A 20,861-nucleotide genomic window follows, 5' to 3' on the forward strand; every position below is an offset into this window, starting at 1 on the left:
TTCCCTGTCCTACTCGCAGGGGTGAAAACCTACCTGCGGGAAGCCACCTGGCAGCGCGGGCAGTAATGGGTACCGCGCCCGCCCAGCACCGTTTTGACCAGTTCGGTGCCGCAGCGATCGCACGGCAGCCCGCTGCGGCCATAGGCATGCAACGAGCGGTCGAAATACCCGGACTCACCGTTGACGTTGACGTAGAGGGCGTCGAAGCTGGTTCCGCCCACGCGCAGGGCAGAGCGCATGACGTCCGCCGCGGCGCCAAGGAGGGCCACGGCATCGCGCTGACGCAAAGTATTCGCCTTCTTGCGGGGAGAAATCTGTGCCGCCCACAGGGCCTCGTCGGCGTAGATATTGCCCACGCCGCTGACCACGGTCTGGTCCAGCAGCGCCACCTTGACCGGGGTTTTCTTCGCGCGCATGCGCCGCGCGGTGGCGGTGACGTCGAAGGCGTCCTCGAGCGGGTCGGGCGCGATGTGCGCCATGTCCTGCCACGGCCCGACCCGCCAGTACCCAAAGGTGCGCTGATCGACGAAGCTGAGCCGGGTAGCGTCGTCCAGCACCGCCTCGATGCGCACGTGTGGGGAGGTCACCTCACCGATGCGCACCTGGCCGGACATGCCCAGGTGAATGAAGAGGACGTCGCGCCCCGGATCGGTGGGGTCCTCGTCGGCGAACTCCAGCCACATGAACTTTCCCCGCCGCGCCACCGCGGCGATACCTCGCCCCACCAGCAGCGCAGACAGCGGCTCGTCCTGCCCGCGGTTGGCGCGCGGGTGGAGAACCTCCACGGAGGCGAAGCTACGCCCCACCACGTGGGGTGCTAGCCCGCGGCGGACGGATTCTACTTCAGGCAGCTCCGGCATCTAGCTCTCTTTGGCGGCAGTGCCCTGCACCAGCAGCGGGGTCTCCCGCAGCGCCTGGCAGGCTTCCTCGGCGGCCTGCTGCTCCGCCAGCTTCTTGTTGTGCCCGGTGCCGCGGCCCACCGTAAGCCCGGCCACGGTAGCCACCGCGCTAAAGGTCTGGTCATGTTCCGGTCCGGTGGAGGTGGCCGAATAGACCGGCATGGCCGCCTTCAGCTCCGCGCACAGCTCCTGGAGGGTGGTCTTCCAGTCCATGTGGCGCCCGGAGACCACGGCGTTGTCAATCTTGGCGGCGAACAGGTGCAGGATCACGCCGCGGGCCGCCTCGAAGCCGTGCTCGCGGTAGATGGCACCCAGGATGGCCTCGGTGGTATCGGCCAAGATGGAGTCCTTATCGCGCCCGCCGGTGGCCTGCTCACCCTTGCCCAGCAAGATGTGCTTGCCCAGCTCGATCTCGCGGGCGATATCGGAGAGTCCGTAGCGCGAGACGATGGAGGCGCGCATCTTGGAGATGTCCGACTCCGGCCGCGACGGGTACTTCTCATACAGCTTGGCGGCAATCGAAAGGCCCAGCACCGCATCCCCTAAGAACTCGAGGCGCTCGTTGTTGGGCAGGTAGCCGTTTTCGTTGGCAAAGGAGCGGTGCGTCAGCGCCAAGCGCAGGTGCTCATCGCTGATCGTGATGCCCAGGGACTGCAGCAGTGGGGCGTGGTCGACCTCAGCGTAGGCGGCGGCCAGCGCCTGCTCCCCTGTCAGCTTCTTTTTCTTGCTCATAGGAACTTCTCCAGACCGGACCAGCGCGGGTCAACGCGCTCTTCTTCGCCGGAGACACCGGTGGTGACTCCCTCCGGCGTGTCCACGTCGCAGCCATCCTCACAGGTCGGCGCGAAGGGCAGGGTGAGGCCGGCCTCATCAGTAACGGTCTGCAGAAGATCGAGGATGCCGTCCTTAATCTCCGGGACCTCGTCGCCGGAGCCTTCGTCCTCGGCATCGGCGGCATCGCCGCTGATGAAGGACTCATCGGCGGCAAAAACCTGGGAAACGTGCACATCCAGCGGCGGGTGCAGTTCCTTGAGGCAACGCGCGCATTCGCCGCTGAGGGTGCCGGTGACATCGGCGTCCACGAGGACTCCCGAGCCAAGCGGGGTCAAGGTGGCGTCCACCGTCAGCTCGTCGCCCTGCGGGATGGCAATCATTTCTACGCCGATGCGCTCGGGGGCGGGGCCAGTCTGTACACGGTGCTCAGGCAGCGCGTCGGCGCCCTGGCTGCGGAGCAATTCCGTCACGTCGAACTTCAATGGTGAATTCATAGCGCTCACTAGCCTACCCTGTGCCCCGCCCCAGTCCCGCGCCGTGCTTCCTGCCAGTCTTCTCCTCTGTCTGTCAGGAACCTGTCCTTCAGGGCATAGCCTGGTAAACACTTGGCTCCAGCACTCGCCAACAGGTCAACGCGCACTTATCGTTGCACAGTATGAGCTTGCACACTATTAACTCGGCCGCCCTCGGCGCCACGGCACGCGACCTCGCGGTGGTCTTCCCACTGCGCTGCCTCGTCCCTGCCGTCGCGTTGGCGGTCGTGGGAATCCTGTGCCGCCGGCTGCTGAAGAAGAGTCATCCCAGCGTGTACGGCGAGGATGGCCTCAAACTGCGAGACGTCACCGTGGCCAGCGTCCTCGCCGGCGTTGGGGTGGGCGCTGTCATGCTGCTGCCGCTGCACTTTAGCTCCACCATCATCATCTCTGCCGCCCTGTTCTCCCTGCTCGCCGGGTTTATCGCGTGGGGTGCGCGCGAGCCCTATTCCGCGGTGTGCATGGTCGTGGGAGTCATGATGGCCGGCGTGGGCGCGGTGCAGGCAGCGCTGGTGCTTGTCGACGCCGCCTGGGACCCCATCTCCCACTCGACCGCGGAGGCCCCCGGCTTTGCCACCATGTGGCTCCTCTACGCCCTGCCCGGACTCGTCGCCTCCGGCATCGCTGTAGCGCTCAGCCGTATGCCCGCTACTGATCCCTCTGCGCCTTCTGCGCATGCTGAGCCTTCTGCAGCTTCAGCGCCTTCTACGCCGACCGCGCCGGCTGTGACCTCGGAGGCGCGCCAGACGCGCCGCTCCTGGGCGGCCGCCTAGGGCGCAGAGAGCGCCAAGGGCTTAACCCCCCGCTTTCTCGCTTCCCCTGCTTTTAGTAGTCGCGCGGTGCGCGCGGCGCGCGACCCCCGCGCGGGCGGCTATCGCCGTAGGACTCGCGGCCCTCACCGTAGGAGTCGCGGCCCTCGCCGTAGGCGTCACGCGGATCGCGCGACTCGCTCCGGGAGCGCACGCCCGCACCGCGGCGCAGGGCGGAACGGTCATTGTTCACCGTGCGCAGCAGGTCGGACAGGGTGGATTCGAACTCGCCCAGCTTGGCATCGACAAACTCATCGCACTCGGTGCGCAGGCGGTTGGACTCAGAGTGTGCGCTTTCGACAATGCGGTGCGCCTCATCATCAGCGCGGCGGACCACCTCGGACTCGGAGACGAGGCGCTCCTGCTCCGCCTGGCCGGCGGCGACGGTGCGCTGGTACTCCTCGTCGGCCTGGGAGCGGGTGCGCTCAGCGTCGGCGCGGGCGTCATCGACCAGGTTGGCCGCCTCGTCTTCGGCCTTGGCCACCATCGTGGTGGAGCGATGCTGAGCCTCGGCCAGCATGGCATCGGAATCCTCCCGCGCGCGAGCTAGGGTGTCATCGGCCTCCGCGTTTGCGTCGGAGATAATCGCATGGGCGCGCTCTTCGGCACCCTGCAGGATCTCATCCTGCTTATCCAGGACATCCTGGGCGTCGTCCATTTCGACGGGGAGGGCGTTACGCAAATCGTCGAGAAGCGCGAGCATCTCGTGGCGCGGAACCATGCAGTTGGAGGTCATCGGAACGGCATACGCCTGCTCCAGGTTGCGAACAAGTTCATCAAGGGACTCAAAAACGCGGTACATGGCACCAGCCTAACCAAGGCCCACGCCGCCGCCCCGTATCCCACGCGGGTGTGTACAGCGAAAACCTCCCGCAGGCCATGCCGCGGGAGGTAGAGCGTGTCGGATTGCCGTTAGGAAGTGTGCTTAGATAACGCCCTGTGCCAGCATGGCGTCCGCGACCTTCTTGAAGCCCGCGATGTTCGCGCCGGCCACATAGTCTCCCTCCAGGCCGTATTCCTTGGAGGTCTTGTCAATGTTTTTGAAGATGTTGGACATGATGTCGTGCAGTCGCTGGTCGGTGTAGTCGAAGGACCAGGAGTCACGCGAGGCGTTCTGCTGCATCTCCAGCGCGGAGGTTGCCACACCGCCGGCGTTGGCTGCCTTGCCCGGCGCGAAGGCCACGTTGTTGTTGAGGAAGTAGTGCACGGCCTCCGGGGTGCACGGCATGTTCGCACCCTCGGCAACGTAGCGCACCTTGTTCTCCGCCAGCAGCTTCGCGGCGTCGCCGTCCAGCTCGTTCTGGGTGGCGCACGGCAGGGCCACGTCTGCGGGGACCTCCCACACGTTGCCGCCCGCGTGGTACTCCACGCCCTCGCCGGCTTCCTTGGCGTAGGCGGAGATGCGTTCGCGGCGGACCTCCTTGACGTCCTTGAGCAGCTCTAGGTCCACGCCGTTCGGGGTGGTGATGTAGCCGGAGGAATCGGACATGGCCACGACGGTGCCGCCCAGCTGCTGGACCTTCTCGGCTGCGTAGATGGCCACGTTGCCGGAACCGGAGACGATGACCTTGGCGCCATCGAAGGACTCGCCGTGGGTCTTCATCATCTCGGAGGTCAGGTACACCAGGCCGTAGCCGGTGGCCTCGGTACGCACGAGGGAACCTCCCCAGGTCAGGCCCTTGCCGGTGAGCACGCCGGACTCGTGCTTGTTCTCCAGGCGGCGGTACTGGCCAAAGAGGTAGCCAATCTCGCGGGCGCCCACGCCGATGTCACCGGCCGGGACGTCGCGGTACTCACCAATGTGGTTGTGCAGCTCCGTCATGAAGGACTGGCAAAAACGCATGACCTCGGCGTCGGACTTGCCCTTCGGATCGAAGTCGGAGCCGCCCTTGCCGCCGCCGATGGGCAGGCCGGTCAGGGAGTTCTTGAAGATCTGCTCGAAGCCGAGGAACTTGATGATGCCCAGGTTCACGCTGGGGTGGAAGCGCAGGCCACCCTTGTAGGGGCCGAGCGCGGAGTTGAACTGGACGCGGAAGCCGCGGTTGACCTGAATATCGCCGTTGTCATCGACCCACGGCACGCGGAAGATGAGCTGGCGCTCCGGCTCGCAGAGGCGCTCGACCAAGCCGTAGTCAGCGTAGTGCGGGTCCTTGTTAAGGACGATCTTGAGCGAATCCAGAACCTCAGACAGGGCCTGGTGGAATTCCGGCTCGCCCGCATTACGCTTGAGGAGCTTGCTGTAATAGTCAGAAATCTGCTGGTCGATGGACATTGCGATCCTTCCATGCTGCGGTAGCCTCGAGACCACCACGTGAGTCAATGAACACCGATTAGTTTTCTATCAATTGACCTAAATTGCAAGACGTGCGTACTGATTTCTTCCTCACGCCCAGCTCAGCGCCCTGAAATTAAGCCGCCAGATGAGGCCCCATATACTCGTGGGCATGCGAATTCTCGTTGCCCCAGACTCGTTTAAAGGCACCGCCACCGCCGCTGAAGCCGCCGCCGCGATTGCGTTGGGCGTACGGCGCGCGTTGGCAGGCTCCTTCCCTGACGCGACCGTGACCACCCTCCCCATGGCCGATGGCGGGGAGGGCACCGCGGAGGTCCTCGCCAGCGCCGCCGTGGCCCGGCGCGGCACCCCGGGACAGACCATCACCTTGCCCACCACCGACGCCGTGGGCAGGCTCACCGAGGCCAGCTACGTGCTCGTCGGCGACGAGGCATTTATCGACGTCGCGGCGGCGACCGGCCTGCCTGCCGTGGCCGATGCCCTAGATCCCCTCCACGCCGATTCCTACGGCACGGGCGTGCTCATCGCCGACGCCGAGGCCCGGGGCGCGCGCCGCATCACGCTGGGGCTGGGCGGAACCGCCAGCATCGACGGCGGCCTAGGTATTCTGGCAGCGCTCGGGGCGGCGGCGCACGACTCGCGCGGGTATGCACTCCCCAAGGGCGGCGCACCCCTGGTGCGCCTCGACCACATCGACACCGCCCAGCTCAACATGAAGGCCGGCATGCTGGACTACACGCTGGTGACCGATACCCGCGCAGTCCCCGTACAGGCCGCCACCATGTACGGCCCCCAGAAGGGCGCCGAGGGCGAGCAGATAGCACTCCTCGCCGGAGCGATGTTGCAGCTCTGCGAGGTCACCGGAACGGATCCGGAGGCGCCGTTCATGGGCGCGGCCGGCGGCGTACCGATTGCACTGAGCTGGCTCTCGCGCACCCTGTGGGGAAACGAGGAGCACTGCGAGGTCGTTCCGGGCGGACGCTTCGTGGCCGAGGCACTCCGCCTGCCCGAACGCGTGGCCGAGGCGGACCTCGTCATCACCGGCGAGGGCCGCTTTGACGAGCAGTCCCTGACCGGCAAGGTGGTGGGCACCGTGGCAGAACTCGCCGCGGAGCCCACCGGAGCGGACAAGCCCACCCGCTTGGGCATCATCGCCGGCTCCGTCACGGAAGACACCCCGGACGGCTCGCTGGTGCAGCAGCTTGAGCCAGCAGACACTGTGACGCAGCAGCTTAGCGACGCCGCCGCGCGCCTCACCGAAGATTTCATTCAGTCCCTGCCCCGCGGTTAGGCACTCCCCCGACGTGCCACCGCCTAGGGGTTAACCTGCACCGCCCACGGGAAGATGGCGGGGCGCTCATGGGCCACCTCGTCCTCGAGCAGAACGTGGTCCTTGGGCAGTACTGCGTGGGGAGTGAGCAGGCGGGAGAGCACCATGGTGAGCTGATTGACAGACCCGGTAACCCCCGTGACTTCAATGGCGTAGCGGTGCACGTGCGCACCCTCGAGGTCGCGGTCCTCATGCTCGTCGCGGTAGGTCTGGCGCAGCTGCTCCTCCAGCCCCTCCGGAATCGTGGGCTCCGCCACGCGAGTAACGTCGGCGGAGGCTAGCGAACCGTTGTCCACGAGCTTGTGCGTTGCGGTTGAAAAGATTTCGGCCACCCGCTCCGCGTGGTCATCCGGCACTAGAACGTCAAACTGAATCATTGGCATGAAGGTAACCCTACCCTAAGTTAAAGGATGAGGACTATGGCAGATCCCACAGTTAACCCGGCGCTCGCGCACCTACTCACGGCCGGCTCGGTCGACCTGAGCTGGCAACGCGCCTTCTATGAGGACCTGCACGCCCACCCGGAGCTCTCCCACGAGGAGGAGCGCACCGCCGGGCGCATCCTGGAGCAGCTAAAGTCCTACGACTGCGAGGTGGTCACGGGCATCGGCGGCTTTGGCATGGTAGCCATCTTCCGCAACGGCGACGGCCCCACTGCATTGATGCGCGCGGACTTCGACGGCCTGCCGGTGACTGAGGAGACCGGCGTCGAGTTCGCCGCCACGAACGGCGCCATGCATGCCTGCGGGCACGACGTCCACACCACCGCGCTGCTGGGCGCCTGCGCGCTTATCGACGCCCACCGGGAGTCCTGGCAGGGCACTTTCCTGGCCCTCTTCCAGCCCGCTGAGGAGTCCTCCATGGGCGCGAAGTACATGGTGGCGGATAGCCTCACCGAGCGCGTGCCGAAGCCCGACGTCTGCTTGGGCCAGCACGTCATGCCCGGCCCCGCCGGCCAGGTCCAGTCCGTCGCCGGCCCGATTCTGGCCGGCTGCGATTCGCTGCGCATCCACATCACCGGCCGCTCCGCGCATGCCTCCATGCCGCACGAGGCAATCGATCCGTCCTATGTCGCCGCCATGGTGGTCACCCGCCTGCAGGCCATCGTGGGCCGCGAGGTCGCCCCGCACGACTTCTTCGTCATCTCCGTCGGCGAGCTGCATTCGGGCGACAAGAACAACATCATCCCGGACAGCGCCGAGCTCGTCCTCAACACCCGCTACTACAAGCCTGAGCTGGCCCAGCGCGTCTACGCGTCACTGGAGCGCATGGTGCGCGCGGAGTGCGTGGCCTCCGGCTGCCCGGCCGAGCCCACCTTCGAGTACTACGCACACGGGGAGGTCACGGATAACGACGACGCCGTGCACAGCACCGTGCGCGCCGCCTTCGACGACGTCTTCGGCGAGCTATCTGTCACAGCGGAACCCGCCACAGTTTCGGAGGATTTCTGCTATCTCCCGCAGGCCTGGGGCGTGCCGTACAACTTCTGGTTTGTCGGCTGCACCCCAGAGGATCAACGCGATAATCCGCCGGTCAACCACCAGTCCACGTTCCTACCGGACTACGCCCCCACGATGGACTCCGCGACCCGCGCGGGTGCTGCCGCGGTGCTGTCCTTCCTGGGGCGCAGCGCGGACTAGTTCGGCCCACTACTGGAGCCTTTCACCATTCTGCAGGCCGTGCCTGAACTGGTTACTCTTGAGAGTTGGATTTTGTTTTCCGCTCAACTGTAAGGACTTTTCATGAGCCAGCCACAGCATTCCGATTTTCAGACCGCTGTTCCCGGGCACGTTCGCGCCGCTGCCGGCGTGACCCCGCCTTCTGCCTCGAACCGCAAGTTCTGGTCCGGCTTGTCATCCTCCGTCATGGAGCAGATCGCCGATAATTGGGAGGCCACCCGCCGCGCCTACGCGGCCGCGCGCCAGCAGCACTACTTCTCCGCTGAGTTCCTGCAGGGTCGCGCGCTGCTCAATAACCTGACCAACGTCGGCTTGGTCGATGACGCCCGCGCCGCCGCGCAAGCCGCCGGCCACGAGCTCGCGGATGTTCTCGAGGCCGAGCACGATGCCGCCTTGGGCAACGGTGGCCTGGGCCGCCTCGCCGCGTGCTTCCTTGACTCCGCCGTCACCCAGGACTACCCGGTGACCGGCTACGGCCTGCTGTACCGCTACGGTCTGTTCCGTCAGAGCTTCGACAACGGCTTCCAGCACGAGGAGCCGGATGCCTGGATGGAAAACGGCTACGACTTTGTCATTCGCCGCGCCTCCGAGCAGCGCCTGGTCCACTTCGACGACATGGACGTGCGCGCCATCCCCTATGACATGCCGATCACCGGCTACGGCACCGACAACGTCGGCACCCTGCGCCTGTGGAAGTCTGAACCCATCAACGAGTTCGACTATGACGCGTTTAACTCCCAGCGCTTTACCGAGGCCATCGTGGACCGCGAGCGCGTCATGGACATCTGCCGCGTCCTCTACCCCAATGACACCACGTACGAGGGCAAGGTCCTCCGTGTGCGTCAGCAGTACTTCTTCGTCTCTGCGTCACTGCAGCAGATGATTGACAACTACATTGAGCACCACGGCGAGGATCTCACCGGCTTTGCCAAGTACAACTGCATCCAGCTCAATGACACCCACCCGGTGCTTGCCATTCCGGAACTGCTGCGCCTGCTTCTCGACGAGCACGGGATGGGCTGGGACGAGGCCTGGAAGGTTGTCACCGAGACCTTCGCCTACACCAACCACACGGTCCTGGCAGAGGCCCTGGAGAGCTGGGAGGTCTCCATCTTCCAGAAGCTGTTCTGGCGCATCTGGCAGCTGGTGGAGGAGATTGACCGCCGCTTCCGCGAGGACATGGCGCAGCGTGGGCTCGATCAGGGCCGCATCGACTACATGGCTCCGGTCTCCGACGGACACGTCCACATGGCCTGGATCGCCTGCTACGCCGCCTACTCCATCAATGGCGTGGCAGCACTGCACACCGAGATCATCAAGGCCGATACCCTCTCCGAGTGGCACGAGCTGTGGCCGGAGAAGTTCAACAACAAGACCAACGGCGTCACCCCGCGCCGCTGGCTGCGCATGTGCAACCCGCGCCTGTCCGCGCTGCTGACGGAGCAGGCTGGCTCCGATGACTGGGTTACCGACCTCACGCAGTTGGCCAAGCTCGCCCCGCTGGCTGAGGACGAGAAGGTCCTGCGCCAGCTCATCAACATCAAGCGCGCCAACAAGCAGGACTTCGCCACCTGGATCGAGTCCCACCAGAACGAGACGGTCGATCCGGACTCTATCTTCGACGTCCAGATCAAGCGCCTCCACGAGTACAAGCGCCAGCTCATGAACGCGCTGTACATCCTGGACCTGTACTTCCGCGTCAAGGTCGATGGCGAATCCGTGCCGAAGCGCACCTTCATCTTCGGCGCCAAGGCCGCCCCGGGCTACGTCCGCGCCAAGGCCATCATCAAGTTCATCAACACCGTCGGCGAGCTGGTCAACAACGATCCGGCAACCAAGGACATTCTGCACGTGGCCTTTGTGGAGAACTACAACGTCTCCCCCGCCGAGCACATCATCCCGGCAGCGGACGTCTCCGAGCAGATTTCGGTGGCCGGCAAGGAGGCCTCCGGTACCTCCAATATGAAGTTCATGATGAACGGCGCTCTCACCCTGGGCACCATGGACGGCGCCAACGTGGAGATCGTCGAGGCTGTGGGCGAAGAGAATGCCTACATCTTCGGCGCCCGCAACGAGGAGATCCCGCAGCTGCGCGCCGAATACAACCCGGGCGAGCTCTACAACAGCGTGCCCGGCCTGTCCCGCGTGCTCGATGCCTTTACCGACGGCACCCTGGGCGCGGAAAACAACGGCATGTTCGGTGACCTGCGCTCCTCCCTGCTCGATGGCTTCGGCGAGGACGCACAGGACACCTACTACGTCCTGGGTGACTTCGCGGACTACCGCGAGACGCGTGACCGCATGGCCGCCGATTATGACGCGGACGAGCTGGCTTGGGCCAAGAAGGCGTGGCTGAACATCTGCTACTCCGGCCGCTTCTCTTCCGACCGCACCATCGCGGACTACGCCAACGAGGTCTGGAAGCTGGCCCCGACGCCTATCTCGGCCAAGTAGTATCTCTGCCTCCCTAGGGGAGCATCGCATGAGGGCGGTTGCCATCAACCGCCCCTTTTTTCAGCTCTTCCCGTGAGCCGGCCTAAGAACGGTACAGTAAAACCAACAAGCGCCGCCGCGGCCTCTCAAGCGAGGCAGCGGCGGCGCTGTTGTTCCGAAGGAAGTGTGACTTACTTCTGCTGGACGGCCAGACCGAGCTGGTGAACCTGAATCATGTTGGTGTTGCCAGAGATTCCCGGAGGAGTACCAGCGATGACGACAATCATGTCGCCTTCCTCGTACTTATCCATGCCCAGCAGCGCCTCATCGATGGCTTCCATCATGTCATCGGTGGACTTGACCTCAGGGCTGAGGAAGGTCTCTGCACCCCAGGTCAGGGCCAGCTGCGAGCGAACGGCCGGGTTCGGGGTGAATGCCAGCAGCGGAAGCTGGGAGTGCAGGCGGGCGACGCGCTTAGCGGTGTCGCCGGAGGTGGTGAAGGCGACGATAGCCTTGGCGTTGAGGCGCTCTGCGATATCGCGTGCGGAGTAGGACACCACACCGCGCTTGGTGCGCGGCACGTGGGTCAGCGGCGGCACGGAGCTGCCCTGCTCGGCGTGCTGCACAATCTTAGACATGGTGCGCACAACGTTCTGCGGGTCGATACCCACGGAGGTCTCGCCGGAGAGCATGACGGCATCTGCGCCGTCGAGCACAGCGTTGGCCACGTCGGAAGCCTCTGCACGGGTCGGGCGCAGGTTGGAAATCATGGAATCCAGCATCTGGGTTGCCACGATGACCGGCTTAGCGTTCTCGCGAGCGATCTGGATGGCGCGCTTCTGGAACAGCGGAACCTGCTCCAGCGGCACCTCCACGCCGAGGTCACCACGGGCAATCATGATGGCGTCGAAGGCCAGCACGATGGACTCGAGGGCATCGACAGCCTCCGGCTTCTCCAGCTTGGCAATAACCGGAACGCGGCGACCTTCCTCATCCATAATCTCGTGAACCTTGTCCACATCCGCCGGGGAGCGGACGAAGGACAGGGCGATGATGTCAACGCCGAGCTTCAGGGCGAAGCGCAGGTCAGCGATGTCCTTCTCCGACAGGGCCGGCACGGAGATGTCCATGCCCGGCAGGGACACGCCCTTGTTGTTGGAAACCGGGCCACCCTCGGTGACCTCACAGATGACGTCGTTGCCTTCGACTTCCTTGCACACGACGGCGACCTTGCCATCGTCGATCAGCAGGCGGTCGCCCGGCTTGGCGTCCTTGGCCAGGCCCTTGTAGGTGGTGGAGACACGGTCGTGGGTGCCTTCGATGTCATCGACGGTGATGCGGACGATTTCTCCGTCCTTCCACATCTCCTCACCGTTGACGAAGCGACCCAGACGGATCTTCGGACCCTGAAGGTCAGCCAGGACGCCCACGGCGTGGCCGGTTTCATCGGTGGCTTCGCGGACCCAGCGGTAGTTCGCTTCGTGATCTGCGTGGTCGCCGTGAGACATGTTCAGACGTGCGACGTCCATACCTGCCTCAACCAAGCCCAGGATTCCCTCCTTGCTTGCCACAGCGGGACCCAGAGTACAAACGATTTTGGTTCTTCTATCCAACATGGAATGCCTTACTCACATCGGGAGCTTCTAACGGTTCCCAAACTACCCCTCTTCGCTGGTCTCGGCTACTGAATAACGCAATTGGATCGTTTCCAGCGGCTCTTATGGCCCGGCCAAAGCAAACAAACACGCCACCACTTTTCGGTCACAAACGGGCGTGACCGGGCATGTCTGGGCTTATGGGGCAGTGCTGGCCGACGCCTCCCCCCGCCCGCTCCAGGCCCTCAAAAAAGTTCTGTGATCCGGGCTACTCTCCCCTTCCAGGGGCTAGCGCGGGGTCGTTTGAGCAGCGTCGGTGTCCGCCACGTTGCTCGGATCCACCTCGGCCGGAGTCTCCTGCCCCTTCGGAAGCCTGAAGTACACGATGAGGGCCACCACACAGCAGACCACGGAGACAATCACGTTGACGCGCAGCCCGAAGATGTGGGTGGCCTCGTCGGCGCGCATGTTCTCCACAAAGAAGCGGCCCAACGTATAGCCGGCGACATAGAGGGCGAAGACGCGCCCGTGGCCCAGCTTCCACGCCTTGTGTGCCCATAGGAGGAAGAGGCAGACCGCAACGTTCCACAGCAGCTCGTACAGGAACGTCGGGTGCACCGAGAACAGGACCTCACCGGTAGAGCGGCCACTGATGGGCGCGTAGTCACCGTTGGCGTTGACGCGATTGTAGATGTCCAGCGCCCACGGCACGTCCGTCTCTCGCCCGTAGAGCTCCTGATTAAACCAATTGCCCAAGCGCCCGATGGCCTGCGCCAGGATGAGCCCGGGCGCCACGGCGTCCGCGAACGGGCCCAGCGGGATGCGCTTGACCTTAAACATCACCCACAAGGCAATTGCACCCAGCGCCACGGCACCCCAGATGCCCAAGCCGCCGTTAGTGATCTTGAGAGCATCGATGGGATCACACGTGGAACAGAAGTACTTATCGTTGTCCGTGATGACGTGGTAGAGGCGCCCGCCCACGATGCCGGCGGGGATCACCACGATGGCCGCGTCCCACACCACGTCCGCGTTGCCGCCGCGGGCGGTGTAGCGCCGCACTGTCATCCACATCGCGACGAGAATGCCGGCGATGATGCACAGGGCGTAGGCACGAATCGGCAGCGGTCCAAGGTGCCACACGCCTTGTGGCGGGGAGGGAATGTTAGCCAGGTTGTAAATCTGCACGAAAAATAGTGTGCCTGAAAAGTACAACTTCGACAACGCACGCGCAGTGCGGCGGCGCTCGTGTGGCTTAAGAGGTCTTGCGCGACGGGCAGGCCGGGTGCTGACCGGCGGCCACCAGCGAGCGCGCCAGCGCCATCGGGTCCTGCGCCGCCATCACGGATTCCCCCACCATGATGGCATCCGCCCCGTGCGCGGCGTAGGACAGCACGTTGCGCGGGTTGTTAACCCCTCCCACGGCAATCCGCGTGATGGATTCCGGCAGCCCCGGGGAGATAGTAGAAAAGGCCTCCCGATGAATAGCATCAGAGGCCAAAGACCATGCATTGACGGCCACGACGGTTCCACCCGCCTTAATCACCCGATCCACCTCGGCGCAGTTGCGCACCTCCAGGATCGCGGTCATGCCTAAGGATTCCACCCGGTCCAGCAGCGACTCCAGGCGGGCCTGATCCAGCAGCTCCACCTGCAAAGGAATGGCGTCGGCGCCATAGCAGCGGGCCTCGTGGATCTGGTAGGGGTCGACGATGATGTCGCGGCAGATCATCGGTAGATCCACCGCAGCCCGTGCCACCCGCATGTCCTCGAGCGAGCCGTGGAAACGCCGCCGGTCCGTCTGGCAGGCCATGAGGTGGACGCCTGCTTCTTCGAGATCGTGCGCCATTGTGGCCACCGAGTGCGGGCTGGACAGGTGCGCAATTTCCCCGGCATAGGGAACCGCGCGCTTAATTTCGGTGATGATGGAGCACCCGGGGCGCAACAATGCGGCGGCGGCATCGCGGGGTGCCTCCATGTCCCGGGAGCGCGCCTTGACCTCCTTAAAGGACACGCGGGCTTCGCGCGCGGCGACGTCGGCAAGCACGCCTGCTACAAGATGGTCAACAGCGATCGGGGTGGGCATCAGCACCTCCCTCCGGAAGGGAAACTCACAAGGGCGACATGGATGGCGATTGAGATCACACTTAGGCTAGCGCGCGCACGGCCCGCACCGGAAATCCGGGGGCAGGCGGAGTGCCTACTCACGGCCCGCGGGGCCGTCCGTGCGCGGGGCCGCCGTATCGGTCGGATCGATGTCCGCGTCCAGCGCATCCCACATCACGCGCCCGGAATCCTGCGAATTCTCCAAGTCCTCGCGGAGGCGCTCCTGGCGCACCGCCGGCGTCTCGTACTTTGCCGAACGTGGCTTGTCAGTGCCCGGGTTGCTGGCCACCATCACCGCGCCGAACAGGGCCACGGCAGCCCCCACAAGGGCCACCGCCGGACCGGCCGCCTGCGTATCGGCGCTGAGCACCGAGGCCCAGTCGGAGATGGACGTCGCATCCACCGACGTATCGTTCGTGCCGCCCTGCAGAAGCTCCTGGGCGCGCTCGGCCGCAGGACCGGCGGTAAGCAGCGTAAGCGGGCGCCATGCCACGCCCGCCGCGGCGAGGGCCGTCAAGCCGGACACGATCCGCCGGGCGGTGCGCCGCACAGCCAGCGCTGCAACGCTGCCTGCCAGAATCACCACGGTCAACGCGATGAGCTCGAGCGACCACAGCGAGCCAGACAGCTCCGCCACGCTGGAGCCGGCCTTGTCATCCTCTACCGCTGCCTTCACCCACGTCATGCGGGAGGACAGCCACAGCACAATGGCGCCCACCAGCATCAGAATCGGCCCTATGCGCCTAGCCATTGTTATCCTCTCCCAACAAGTCATCGGCATCGAAGCAGGTGCGGTCCCCGGTATGGCAGGCGCCCCCTGACTGCCGCACGGTCAGCAAGATGGTATCGCCATCGCAATCGAGGCGCACGCCGCGCACTTCCTGGGTATGTCCTGAGGTCAGCCCCTTGATCCAGTACTCCTGCCGGGACCGGGAGTAGTAGGTCCCGCGGCGCGTTGCCAGCGTGTACGCCAATGCATGGTCATCCATCCAGGCCAGCATGAGAACCTCACCGGTCTCGGCCTGGACCACGGCGGGGACCAGTCCGGCCGCATTGCGCTTAAGGCGCGCGGCTATCTCGCGGTCGAGCTCATACGTGCCTACCAGCTCCGCAGCTGTGGCGTTGTCAGTCATGCGCGCACCTCGTAGCCGGCGGCACTAAGTTCTTGCTTGACGGCGGAGATTTCTACCTCACCGAAGTGGAAGATGCTGGCTGCCAGTACGGCATCCGCGCCGGCGGCGATGGCCGGCGGGAAGTCTGCGGCCGCGCCCGCCCCACCGGAGGCGATGACAGGGACAGACATCACCTCGCGCACGGCGGTGATGAGCTCGATGTCGAAGCCTTTCTTCGTGCCGTCGCCGTCCATCGAATTGAGCAGGATTTCACCGACTCCCAATTCTTCCCCGCGGCGCGCCCACTCCACGGCGTCCAAGCCTGCCGCCTGCGTGCCGCCGTGCGTGGTGACCTCAAATCCGCTGGGATAGTCGGCCGCGCGGCGGGCGTCCACGGACAGCACGATACATTGCGAGCCAAACACGTCCGCCAGCTCACGCAGCAGCTCCGGCCGCGCGATGGCGGAGGAATTCACCGAGACCTTGTCGGCCCCGGCATGCAGCAATTCCCGCACGTCCTCAACGGAGCGCACGCCCCCGCCCACGGTGAGCGGGATGAAAACCTGGTCGGCCGTGCGCTTGACCACGTCAAGCATGGTTCCCCGCCCGTCCTTGGAGGCGGAGACATCCAAAAAGGTGAGTTCATCAGCGCCCAGCTCGTCGTAGCGGGCGGCCAACTCAACCGGGTCCCCGGCATCGCGCAAGTTATCAAAGTTGATGCCCTTGACCACTCGTCCGTGGTCGACATCGAGGCACGGGATTACGCGCACGGCAAGCGCCATGGTGACTCTCCCCTCTATGGGATCTGTGGGATTGGGAAACAGGAAGCGGCTAATCGCAGACGCGAGAGGCTAGCACCGTTAGCGGCGCCCGTGCGGGTTACGCGCGATGGCGTCCAGGATGGTGTCATGGACCTGCGGGGTGCCCGCGACCAGGCCCTTCGACGCCGCAGTCCACTCGTTACCGTCGGGGTCGCTCACTCGCCCGCCAGCAGACTTGATGATGAGCGCGCCGACGGCGTTGTCCCACGGATGCGGCGAAAAGTTTACCGCGCCGTCGAAAACACCCTGAGCCACAAAGGCGTTATCTAAGCCCACGGAGCCGGTCATGCGCGGGCGCAGGCCGGTCTCACGCAAGTCGTCGAAAAGCGCGGTGGGCAGGTGCGACGAGCAGCCGACGTGGCCGCGCCCCTCGTCGAATCCGAAGGCTTCTTCCCCACCGCCGAAACCGGTGGCGGGTCCACCGCTGGAGCGCAGCGGCATGCCTTCAGCGGCCACCACGCGCCGGCCCAGCAGCGGAAAATCCGCGACCGCAACGACGGGCTTGGACTCGTGCAGCAGCGAGACCAGGATGCCGCAGCAGGGGTTGCCGGCGGAGTAGTTAGCGGTGCCGTCAACGGGGTCAACGACCCATACGGTCTCCTCCAGGCTGCCGCCGGATTCCTCGCCGTAGACTGGGATGCCGGTCAGCTGGGTCAGTGTCTGGCGCAGGTGCTGCTCAATCTGCAGGTCGACCTCCGTGGCAAAGTCGCCCTCACCCTTAAATCGGGCGGGCGGGGCGCCTAGGCCGGAGCGGAAGAGGTCATCGACCTGGTCCACGACGGCTTCGGCGAAAGCGACGAGTTCCCGCGGATCCGACAGTCCGCCGTGTCCACCGGCCTGGGAAGCCTGGGAAGCCTGAAAAGCATTGTCTGACATGGCTTAGACCTCCTCGATCGGGTCAATGTAGTCCTCGGCCGGCAGCGGGGTGACCTCGGAGACTGCGGCTAGGGCCTCCTCCATGCTGAAGCGCTTCTCATACAGCGCTGTGCCCACAATGGCGGAGTCGATTCCCTCGTTCTCGTACAGGGCGAGGCTGCGGAGATCCTCCAGAGTGGAGATTCCCCCGGAGGCGGTGATTGCGGCGTCGGTCGCCGCAGCAACCTCACGCAGCAGCTCAATGTTCGGTCCTTTCAGCGTTCCGTCCTTGGACACATCAGTGACCACGAAGCGCGTGCATCCGGCGGAGTCGAGGCGCTCGAGCACCTCCCACAGGTCGCCCCCGTCGGAGACCCACCCATTGCCCTGGGTGCGCCATTCGCCGTCGACCTCGCGCACCGCCAGATCCACTGCGATGCGGTCCCCGTGTTCCGCCAGCACGCGGGCGATCCATTCCGGGTTCTCCAGCGCGGCGGTTCCGATGTTCACGCGGCGCGCGCCGGTGGCCAGCGCCCGGGCCAGGGATTCGTCGTCTCGAATCCCGCCGGTCAGCTCCACCTGCAGATCGACGCTTGTGGTGATTTCCGCAAGCAACTCGTGGTTGGAGCCGCGGCCGAAGGCGGCGTCCAGAATCCACCGCATGCAGCCACGTCGCGCCCTGGGACTGCCAGGTCAGGGCCGCCTCACGCGGGGAGCCATAGGACTTCTCGGTTCCGGCCTCGCCTTGGTCCAGGCGGACCGCCTGGCCATCGACGACGTCGACCGCGGGCAACACTGTAAAGCTCATGGTGTGTAGTCTACCTTTCGGAAAATCCGGGTCAACGAATGCAACAGAGCATTCTGCCACGCTTTTAGAGCGTTGCGATCCAGTTCTTCAGCAACTGTGCGCCCACGTCCCCGGACTTTTCCGGGTGGAACTGGGTGGCCCACAGTGTCTCATTATCCACGGCGGCCACGAAGCGGTCCCCGCCGTAGTCCGCCCACGCCACCTTAGGCGGCTCGGTAATTTCAGTGTCGAGCTCCCAGCGGCGCGCGGCGTAGGAGTGGACGAAGTAGAACCGGTCCTCGGGGTCGATGTCCGCGAACATCCGGCTGTTGTCGGGGATGTCCACCGTGTTCCACCCCATGTGCGGCAGTATGTCTGCGTGCAGCTTTTCGACGCTTCCCGGCCACTCACCGCATCCGGCGGTCTCCACGCCGTGCTCGGCGCCCGAATCGAAGAGGACCTGCATGCCCACGCAGATGCCTAGGACCGGCCGCCCACCGGCCAGACGCTGGCCAATAATGCGCGGGCCCTGCACGGCTTTGAGGCCCTCCATGCAGTGCGCGAAGGCGCCCACGCCGGGTACCAGGAGGCCGTCCGCCTCCACGGCCACGGCCGGATCCTGGGTCACGGTGACGTCTGCGCCCACGCGCTCGAGGGCGCGCACGGCGGAGCGCACGTTTCCCGCGCCATAATCCAGCAGCGCGATCTTCTTTACTGTCATGTAACTAGGCCTTTCGCTGTCGAATCCTGCGGAGTCGGGTTTTAATATCGTTGGTCTCGCTCACGCGAGTCTTGCCAAGCGCTCGGTCTGCCAGCGTCATGAGCAGGCCCAGCGCGATGATGGCAGCGCCGGTGGCAAACGCCCCGTCGTATCCGGTCAGTGCCACGACCCCGCCCAGGACCGTGGAGCCCAGACCCGTGCCGCCGTCGTAGAAGATGTTCCACACCGCCGAGCCTTCAGACAGCCGCTCACGCGGAAGCCGGTCAAACATGGACAGCAAGGCCTCGTTCTGGACAATGCCGAAGCCCGCGCCGTAGAGAACGGCGCCCAGCACCAGCCACCACACCGGCCACTGCTGATTCAGCACCGCGGCAATGAGCCCCACGCCGACGACGGTGAAGGCCTGTGCCGGGATCATCAGCGTGCCAGGTTGGCCCGCGCGGTCTGCCACCACGCCGGCAATGTAGCGGGCGATCATGCCGGATCCGCCGATGACGGAGAGCATGAGTCCGCCCAAGACGGCGCCGCGCTCCGGGTCGAGCTCTCGCACAGCCGGAGAGATAAAGTTCGAGGCCACGCCGTAGCTCACCGAGAAGCTCGTGAGCGCCAAAGCCGGCACGAGGACAAGCTTCCACATGGGTGCGCGCGGCGTAGTATCCGCGGGGTCCGACGAGCCCAGCGGCGCCGCCTTAATCTTGGGCACCAGCACGCTGGTGCCAAAACCCAGCAAGCCTAGGGCCGCGGCCAGCAGGTATACGGCGTTATACCCCACTGCCCCAGCGATGGCCACGCCGACCGGCAAGAAGGCCATCTGGGCAGCGCCGACGCAGAGGCCGAAAATGCCGGTGGCCTTGCCCAGCAGGCGGCGAGGAGAAATTTCGCCGATGAGGGCGCTTTCTGAGACGGTCAGTGCGCCAAAGCCGATGCCGCGCAGCGCGGAGAAGCCTAGGGCGATCGGGGCGGCGTCGCCCAGCATATGCCCCAAGGCCGGAACGCCCAGCAGCAACGCAGACATGGCCATGACCGGCCGGTATCCCCACTGGCGCAACAGCATCGGCGTCAGCATCTGCGTGAGCACCGTGGCCAGCATGAACACACCCGTCGTCGCGCCCGCCAGAGTAGCGGTGCCACCGGCGTCTAGAACCGCCAGCGGCACCACGGGCAGCAGCACCGACCACGCGCCGAAGGCGGAGACGACCGCAATCATCGTCTCCTTGAAGCCGGCTACCGCCCACACGCTCTTTGGGTTCGTGGAAGCCGTGCCGCTCATTTCGCCGCCGTCCCTGCAGAGAAGATGTCCAGCAACCAGGCCAGCGCCGCTGCGACCGTCACTGCGGCCAGCACGCCGGCGACCACGGTCATGAACTTAGAGCCGTTCTGATAGGCGGACCAGGCGCCGCCCACCAGTAAACCGGCAACGAGGAAAAGTACGAGAACCAAGATATTCATTGTGGTTTAGAGTGCTCCCTTCGTCGACGGAATGCCAATTATGCGCGGATCGCGCTCAGTTGCCTGACGCAGTACGCGGGCCACAGCCTTGTACTCGGCCTCGGTGATGTGGTGCGGGTCGCGCCCGTAGCGGACATTGACGTGCAGAGTCGTGGCCGAGTGGGTGGCAAAAGTTTCAAAGAAGTGCCGGTTGATCACCGTGGCGTAGTGCCCGCCGATGACCTGCCACTGCAGATTCTCCGGCTCCCCATTCATGACAAAGTATGCGCGCCCGGAAATATCCACGACGGCCTCCACCAGGGTCTCATCCATGGGCAACAGCTGGGAACCGAAGCGGCGGATGCCCGCCTTATCCCCCAACGCCTCCCGGAAGGCTTGGCCCAGGACAATCGCGGTGTCCTCCACGGTGTGGTGAGCGTCAATCTCCACATCGCCCTCCGCGCGGACGGTGAGGTCGAAAGCGCCGTGCGTGCTCAGCGCGGTCAGCATGTGGTCGAAGAACGGCAGACCGGTGGAGATATCAGCCTGGCCGGTTCCGTCCAGGTTGATCTCCGCTACGATCCTGGTTTCCGCCGTAGCGCGTTCAACGCGGCCCTTTCGGACGCTGGGCGAATAGTCCTGAGTAGTGGCTCCGTCGACACTCATCGTCGTGCTCTCCTCCTTCG

21 protein-coding genes and 1 pseudogene are annotated in these 20,861 nt (G+C 65.1%); 4 read left to right on the top strand and 18 right to left on the bottom strand.

Annotation, left to right across the window (positions count from 1 at the left end):
- Window positions 1-29 precede the first annotated feature (29 nt).
- From mutM to ACKFR8_RS04430, 3 genes are read right to left on the bottom strand one after another with little or no spacing between them, the layout of a single operon-like run.
- Window positions 30-860 (bottom strand): bifunctional DNA-formamidopyrimidine glycosylase/DNA-(apurinic or apyrimidinic site) lyase, encoded by an 831-nt coding sequence (mutM, locus tag ACKFR8_RS04420; protein WP_408930678.1) that lies wholly within the window; start codon window positions 858-860, stop codon window positions 30-32.
- Window positions 861-1,631: a ribonuclease III gene (gene rnc, locus ACKFR8_RS04425; RefSeq protein ID WP_408930679.1), complete on the bottom strand. Its 771-nt coding sequence runs from the start codon at window positions 1,629-1,631 to the stop codon at window positions 861-863.
- Window positions 1,628-2,167 carry a YceD family protein gene (locus ACKFR8_RS04430; RefSeq protein WP_408930680.1) on the bottom strand — a complete coding sequence of 180 codons (540 nt, stop codon included), beginning with the start codon at window positions 2,165-2,167 and terminating at the stop codon, window positions 1,628-1,630. The genes rnc and ACKFR8_RS04430 overlap by 4 nt, the downstream gene beginning before the upstream one ends.
- Window positions 2,168-2,328: 161 nt before the next feature.
- Here ACKFR8_RS04430 and ACKFR8_RS04435 point away from each other — a divergent pair, with 161 nt between their 5' ends.
- A complete protein-coding gene (locus tag ACKFR8_RS04435) occupies window positions 2,329-2,979 on the top strand; it encodes a hypothetical protein (protein ID WP_408930681.1) in 651 nt (216 codons plus the stop codon).
- Window positions 2,980-3,031: 52 nt separating this feature from the next.
- On the opposite strand, the gene ACKFR8_RS04440 is transcribed toward ACKFR8_RS04435, so the two are convergent.
- Window positions 3,032-3,817, bottom strand: coding sequence for an ATP synthase F0 subunit B (locus tag ACKFR8_RS04440; protein ID WP_408930682.1), 786 nt, complete (start codon window positions 3,815-3,817; stop codon window positions 3,032-3,034).
- A gap of 123 nt (window positions 3,818-3,940) precedes the next feature.
- Complete coding sequence (gdhA, locus tag ACKFR8_RS04445) at window positions 3,941-5,287, bottom strand: NADP-specific glutamate dehydrogenase (RefSeq protein ID WP_408930683.1); 1,347 nt, start codon at window positions 5,285-5,287, stop codon at window positions 3,941-3,943.
- Window positions 5,288-5,459: 172 nt separating this feature from the next.
- Between gdhA and ACKFR8_RS04450 the strand changes: the two genes are divergently transcribed.
- The gene (locus ACKFR8_RS04450) at window positions 5,460-6,599 is read left to right on the top strand and encodes a glycerate kinase (RefSeq protein ID WP_408930684.1); all 1,140 of its coding nucleotides are present in this window, start codon (window positions 5,460-5,462) and stop codon (window positions 6,597-6,599) included.
- Window positions 6,600-6,622: 23 nt separating this feature from the next.
- On the opposite strand, the gene ACKFR8_RS04455 is transcribed toward ACKFR8_RS04450, so the two are convergent.
- Window positions 6,623-7,021, bottom strand: coding sequence for a hypothetical protein (locus tag ACKFR8_RS04455; protein WP_408930685.1), 399 nt, complete (start codon window positions 7,019-7,021; stop codon window positions 6,623-6,625).
- Between the two features lie 36 nt (window positions 7,022-7,057).
- Here ACKFR8_RS04455 and ACKFR8_RS04460 point away from each other — a divergent pair, with 36 nt between their 5' ends.
- The gene (locus tag ACKFR8_RS04460) at window positions 7,058-8,278 is read left to right on the top strand and encodes an amidohydrolase (protein WP_408930686.1); all 1,221 of its coding nucleotides are present in this window, start codon (window positions 7,058-7,060) and stop codon (window positions 8,276-8,278) included.
- 102 nt (window positions 8,279-8,380) lie between these two features.
- Window positions 8,381-10,771, top strand: coding sequence for a glycogen/starch/alpha-glucan phosphorylase (locus ACKFR8_RS04465; RefSeq protein WP_408930687.1), 2,391 nt, complete (start codon window positions 8,381-8,383; stop codon window positions 10,769-10,771).
- 170 nt (window positions 10,772-10,941) lie between these two features.
- On the opposite strand, the gene pyk is transcribed toward ACKFR8_RS04465, so the two are convergent.
- The 12 genes and pseudogenes from pyk to hisB all read right to left on the bottom strand — a co-directional run bounded on the left by pyk (window position 10,942) and on the right by hisB (window position 20,841).
- Window positions 10,942-12,363, bottom strand: coding sequence for a pyruvate kinase (gene pyk / locus ACKFR8_RS04470; protein ID WP_408930986.1), 1,422 nt, complete (start codon window positions 12,361-12,363; stop codon window positions 10,942-10,944).
- A 270-nt stretch (window positions 12,364-12,633) separates the two neighbouring features.
- Window positions 12,634-13,533, bottom strand: coding sequence for a prolipoprotein diacylglyceryl transferase (lgt, locus tag ACKFR8_RS04475; RefSeq protein WP_408930688.1), 900 nt, complete (start codon window positions 13,531-13,533; stop codon window positions 12,634-12,636).
- 67 nt (window positions 13,534-13,600) lie between these two features.
- Entirely contained in the window at window positions 13,601-14,431 is an 831-nt protein-coding gene (locus tag ACKFR8_RS04480; protein ID WP_306506732.1) for an indole-3-glycerol phosphate synthase TrpC, read from the bottom strand.
- A gap of 114 nt (window positions 14,432-14,545) precedes the next feature.
- Window positions 14,546-15,202: a TIGR02234 family membrane protein gene (locus ACKFR8_RS04485; RefSeq protein ID WP_408930689.1), complete on the bottom strand. Its 657-nt coding sequence runs from the start codon at window positions 15,200-15,202 to the stop codon at window positions 14,546-14,548.
- Entirely contained in the window at window positions 15,195-15,584 is a 390-nt protein-coding gene (gene hisI / locus ACKFR8_RS04490; RefSeq protein ID WP_408930690.1) for a phosphoribosyl-AMP cyclohydrolase, read from the bottom strand. The genes ACKFR8_RS04485 and hisI overlap by 8 nt, the downstream gene beginning before the upstream one ends.
- Window positions 15,581-16,345 carry an imidazole glycerol phosphate synthase subunit HisF gene (hisF, locus tag ACKFR8_RS04495; RefSeq protein WP_408930691.1) on the bottom strand — a complete coding sequence of 255 codons (765 nt, stop codon included), beginning with the start codon at window positions 16,343-16,345 and terminating at the stop codon, window positions 15,581-15,583. Before hisF ends, hisI begins: the two co-directional genes overlap by 4 nt.
- Before the next feature lie 78 nt (window positions 16,346-16,423).
- Window positions 16,424-17,203 carry an inositol monophosphatase family protein gene (locus tag ACKFR8_RS04500; RefSeq protein WP_408930987.1) on the bottom strand — a complete coding sequence of 260 codons (780 nt, stop codon included), beginning with the start codon at window positions 17,201-17,203 and terminating at the stop codon, window positions 16,424-16,426.
- A gap of 60 nt (window positions 17,204-17,263) precedes the next feature.
- A pseudogene (gene priA, locus ACKFR8_RS04505) lies at window positions 17,264-18,047 on the bottom strand (bifunctional 1-(5-phosphoribosyl)-5-((5-phosphoribosylamino)methylideneamino)imidazole-4-carboxamide isomerase/phosphoribosylanthranilate isomerase PriA).
- Between the two features lie 64 nt (window positions 18,048-18,111).
- Complete coding sequence (hisH, locus tag ACKFR8_RS04510) at window positions 18,112-18,747, bottom strand: imidazole glycerol phosphate synthase subunit HisH (protein WP_306506727.1); 636 nt, start codon at window positions 18,745-18,747, stop codon at window positions 18,112-18,114.
- Window positions 18,748-18,751: 4 nt separating this feature from the next.
- Entirely contained in the window at window positions 18,752-20,017 is a 1,266-nt protein-coding gene (locus ACKFR8_RS04515) for an MFS transporter (protein WP_408930692.1), read from the bottom strand.
- Window positions 20,014-20,196 carry a hypothetical protein gene (locus ACKFR8_RS04520; protein ID WP_306506725.1) on the bottom strand — a complete coding sequence of 61 codons (183 nt, stop codon included), beginning with the start codon at window positions 20,194-20,196 and terminating at the stop codon, window positions 20,014-20,016. Before ACKFR8_RS04520 ends, ACKFR8_RS04515 begins: the two co-directional genes overlap by 4 nt.
- A gap of 6 nt (window positions 20,197-20,202) precedes the next feature.
- A complete protein-coding gene (hisB, locus tag ACKFR8_RS04525; RefSeq protein WP_306506724.1) occupies window positions 20,203-20,841 on the bottom strand; it encodes an imidazoleglycerol-phosphate dehydratase HisB in 639 nt (212 codons plus the stop codon).
- Between the last annotated feature and the right edge of the window lie 20 nt (window positions 20,842-20,861).

This window comes from Corynebacterium axilliensis (assembly GCF_046097495.1).
Lineage (GTDB): Bacteria > Actinomycetota > Actinomycetes > Mycobacteriales > Mycobacteriaceae > Corynebacterium.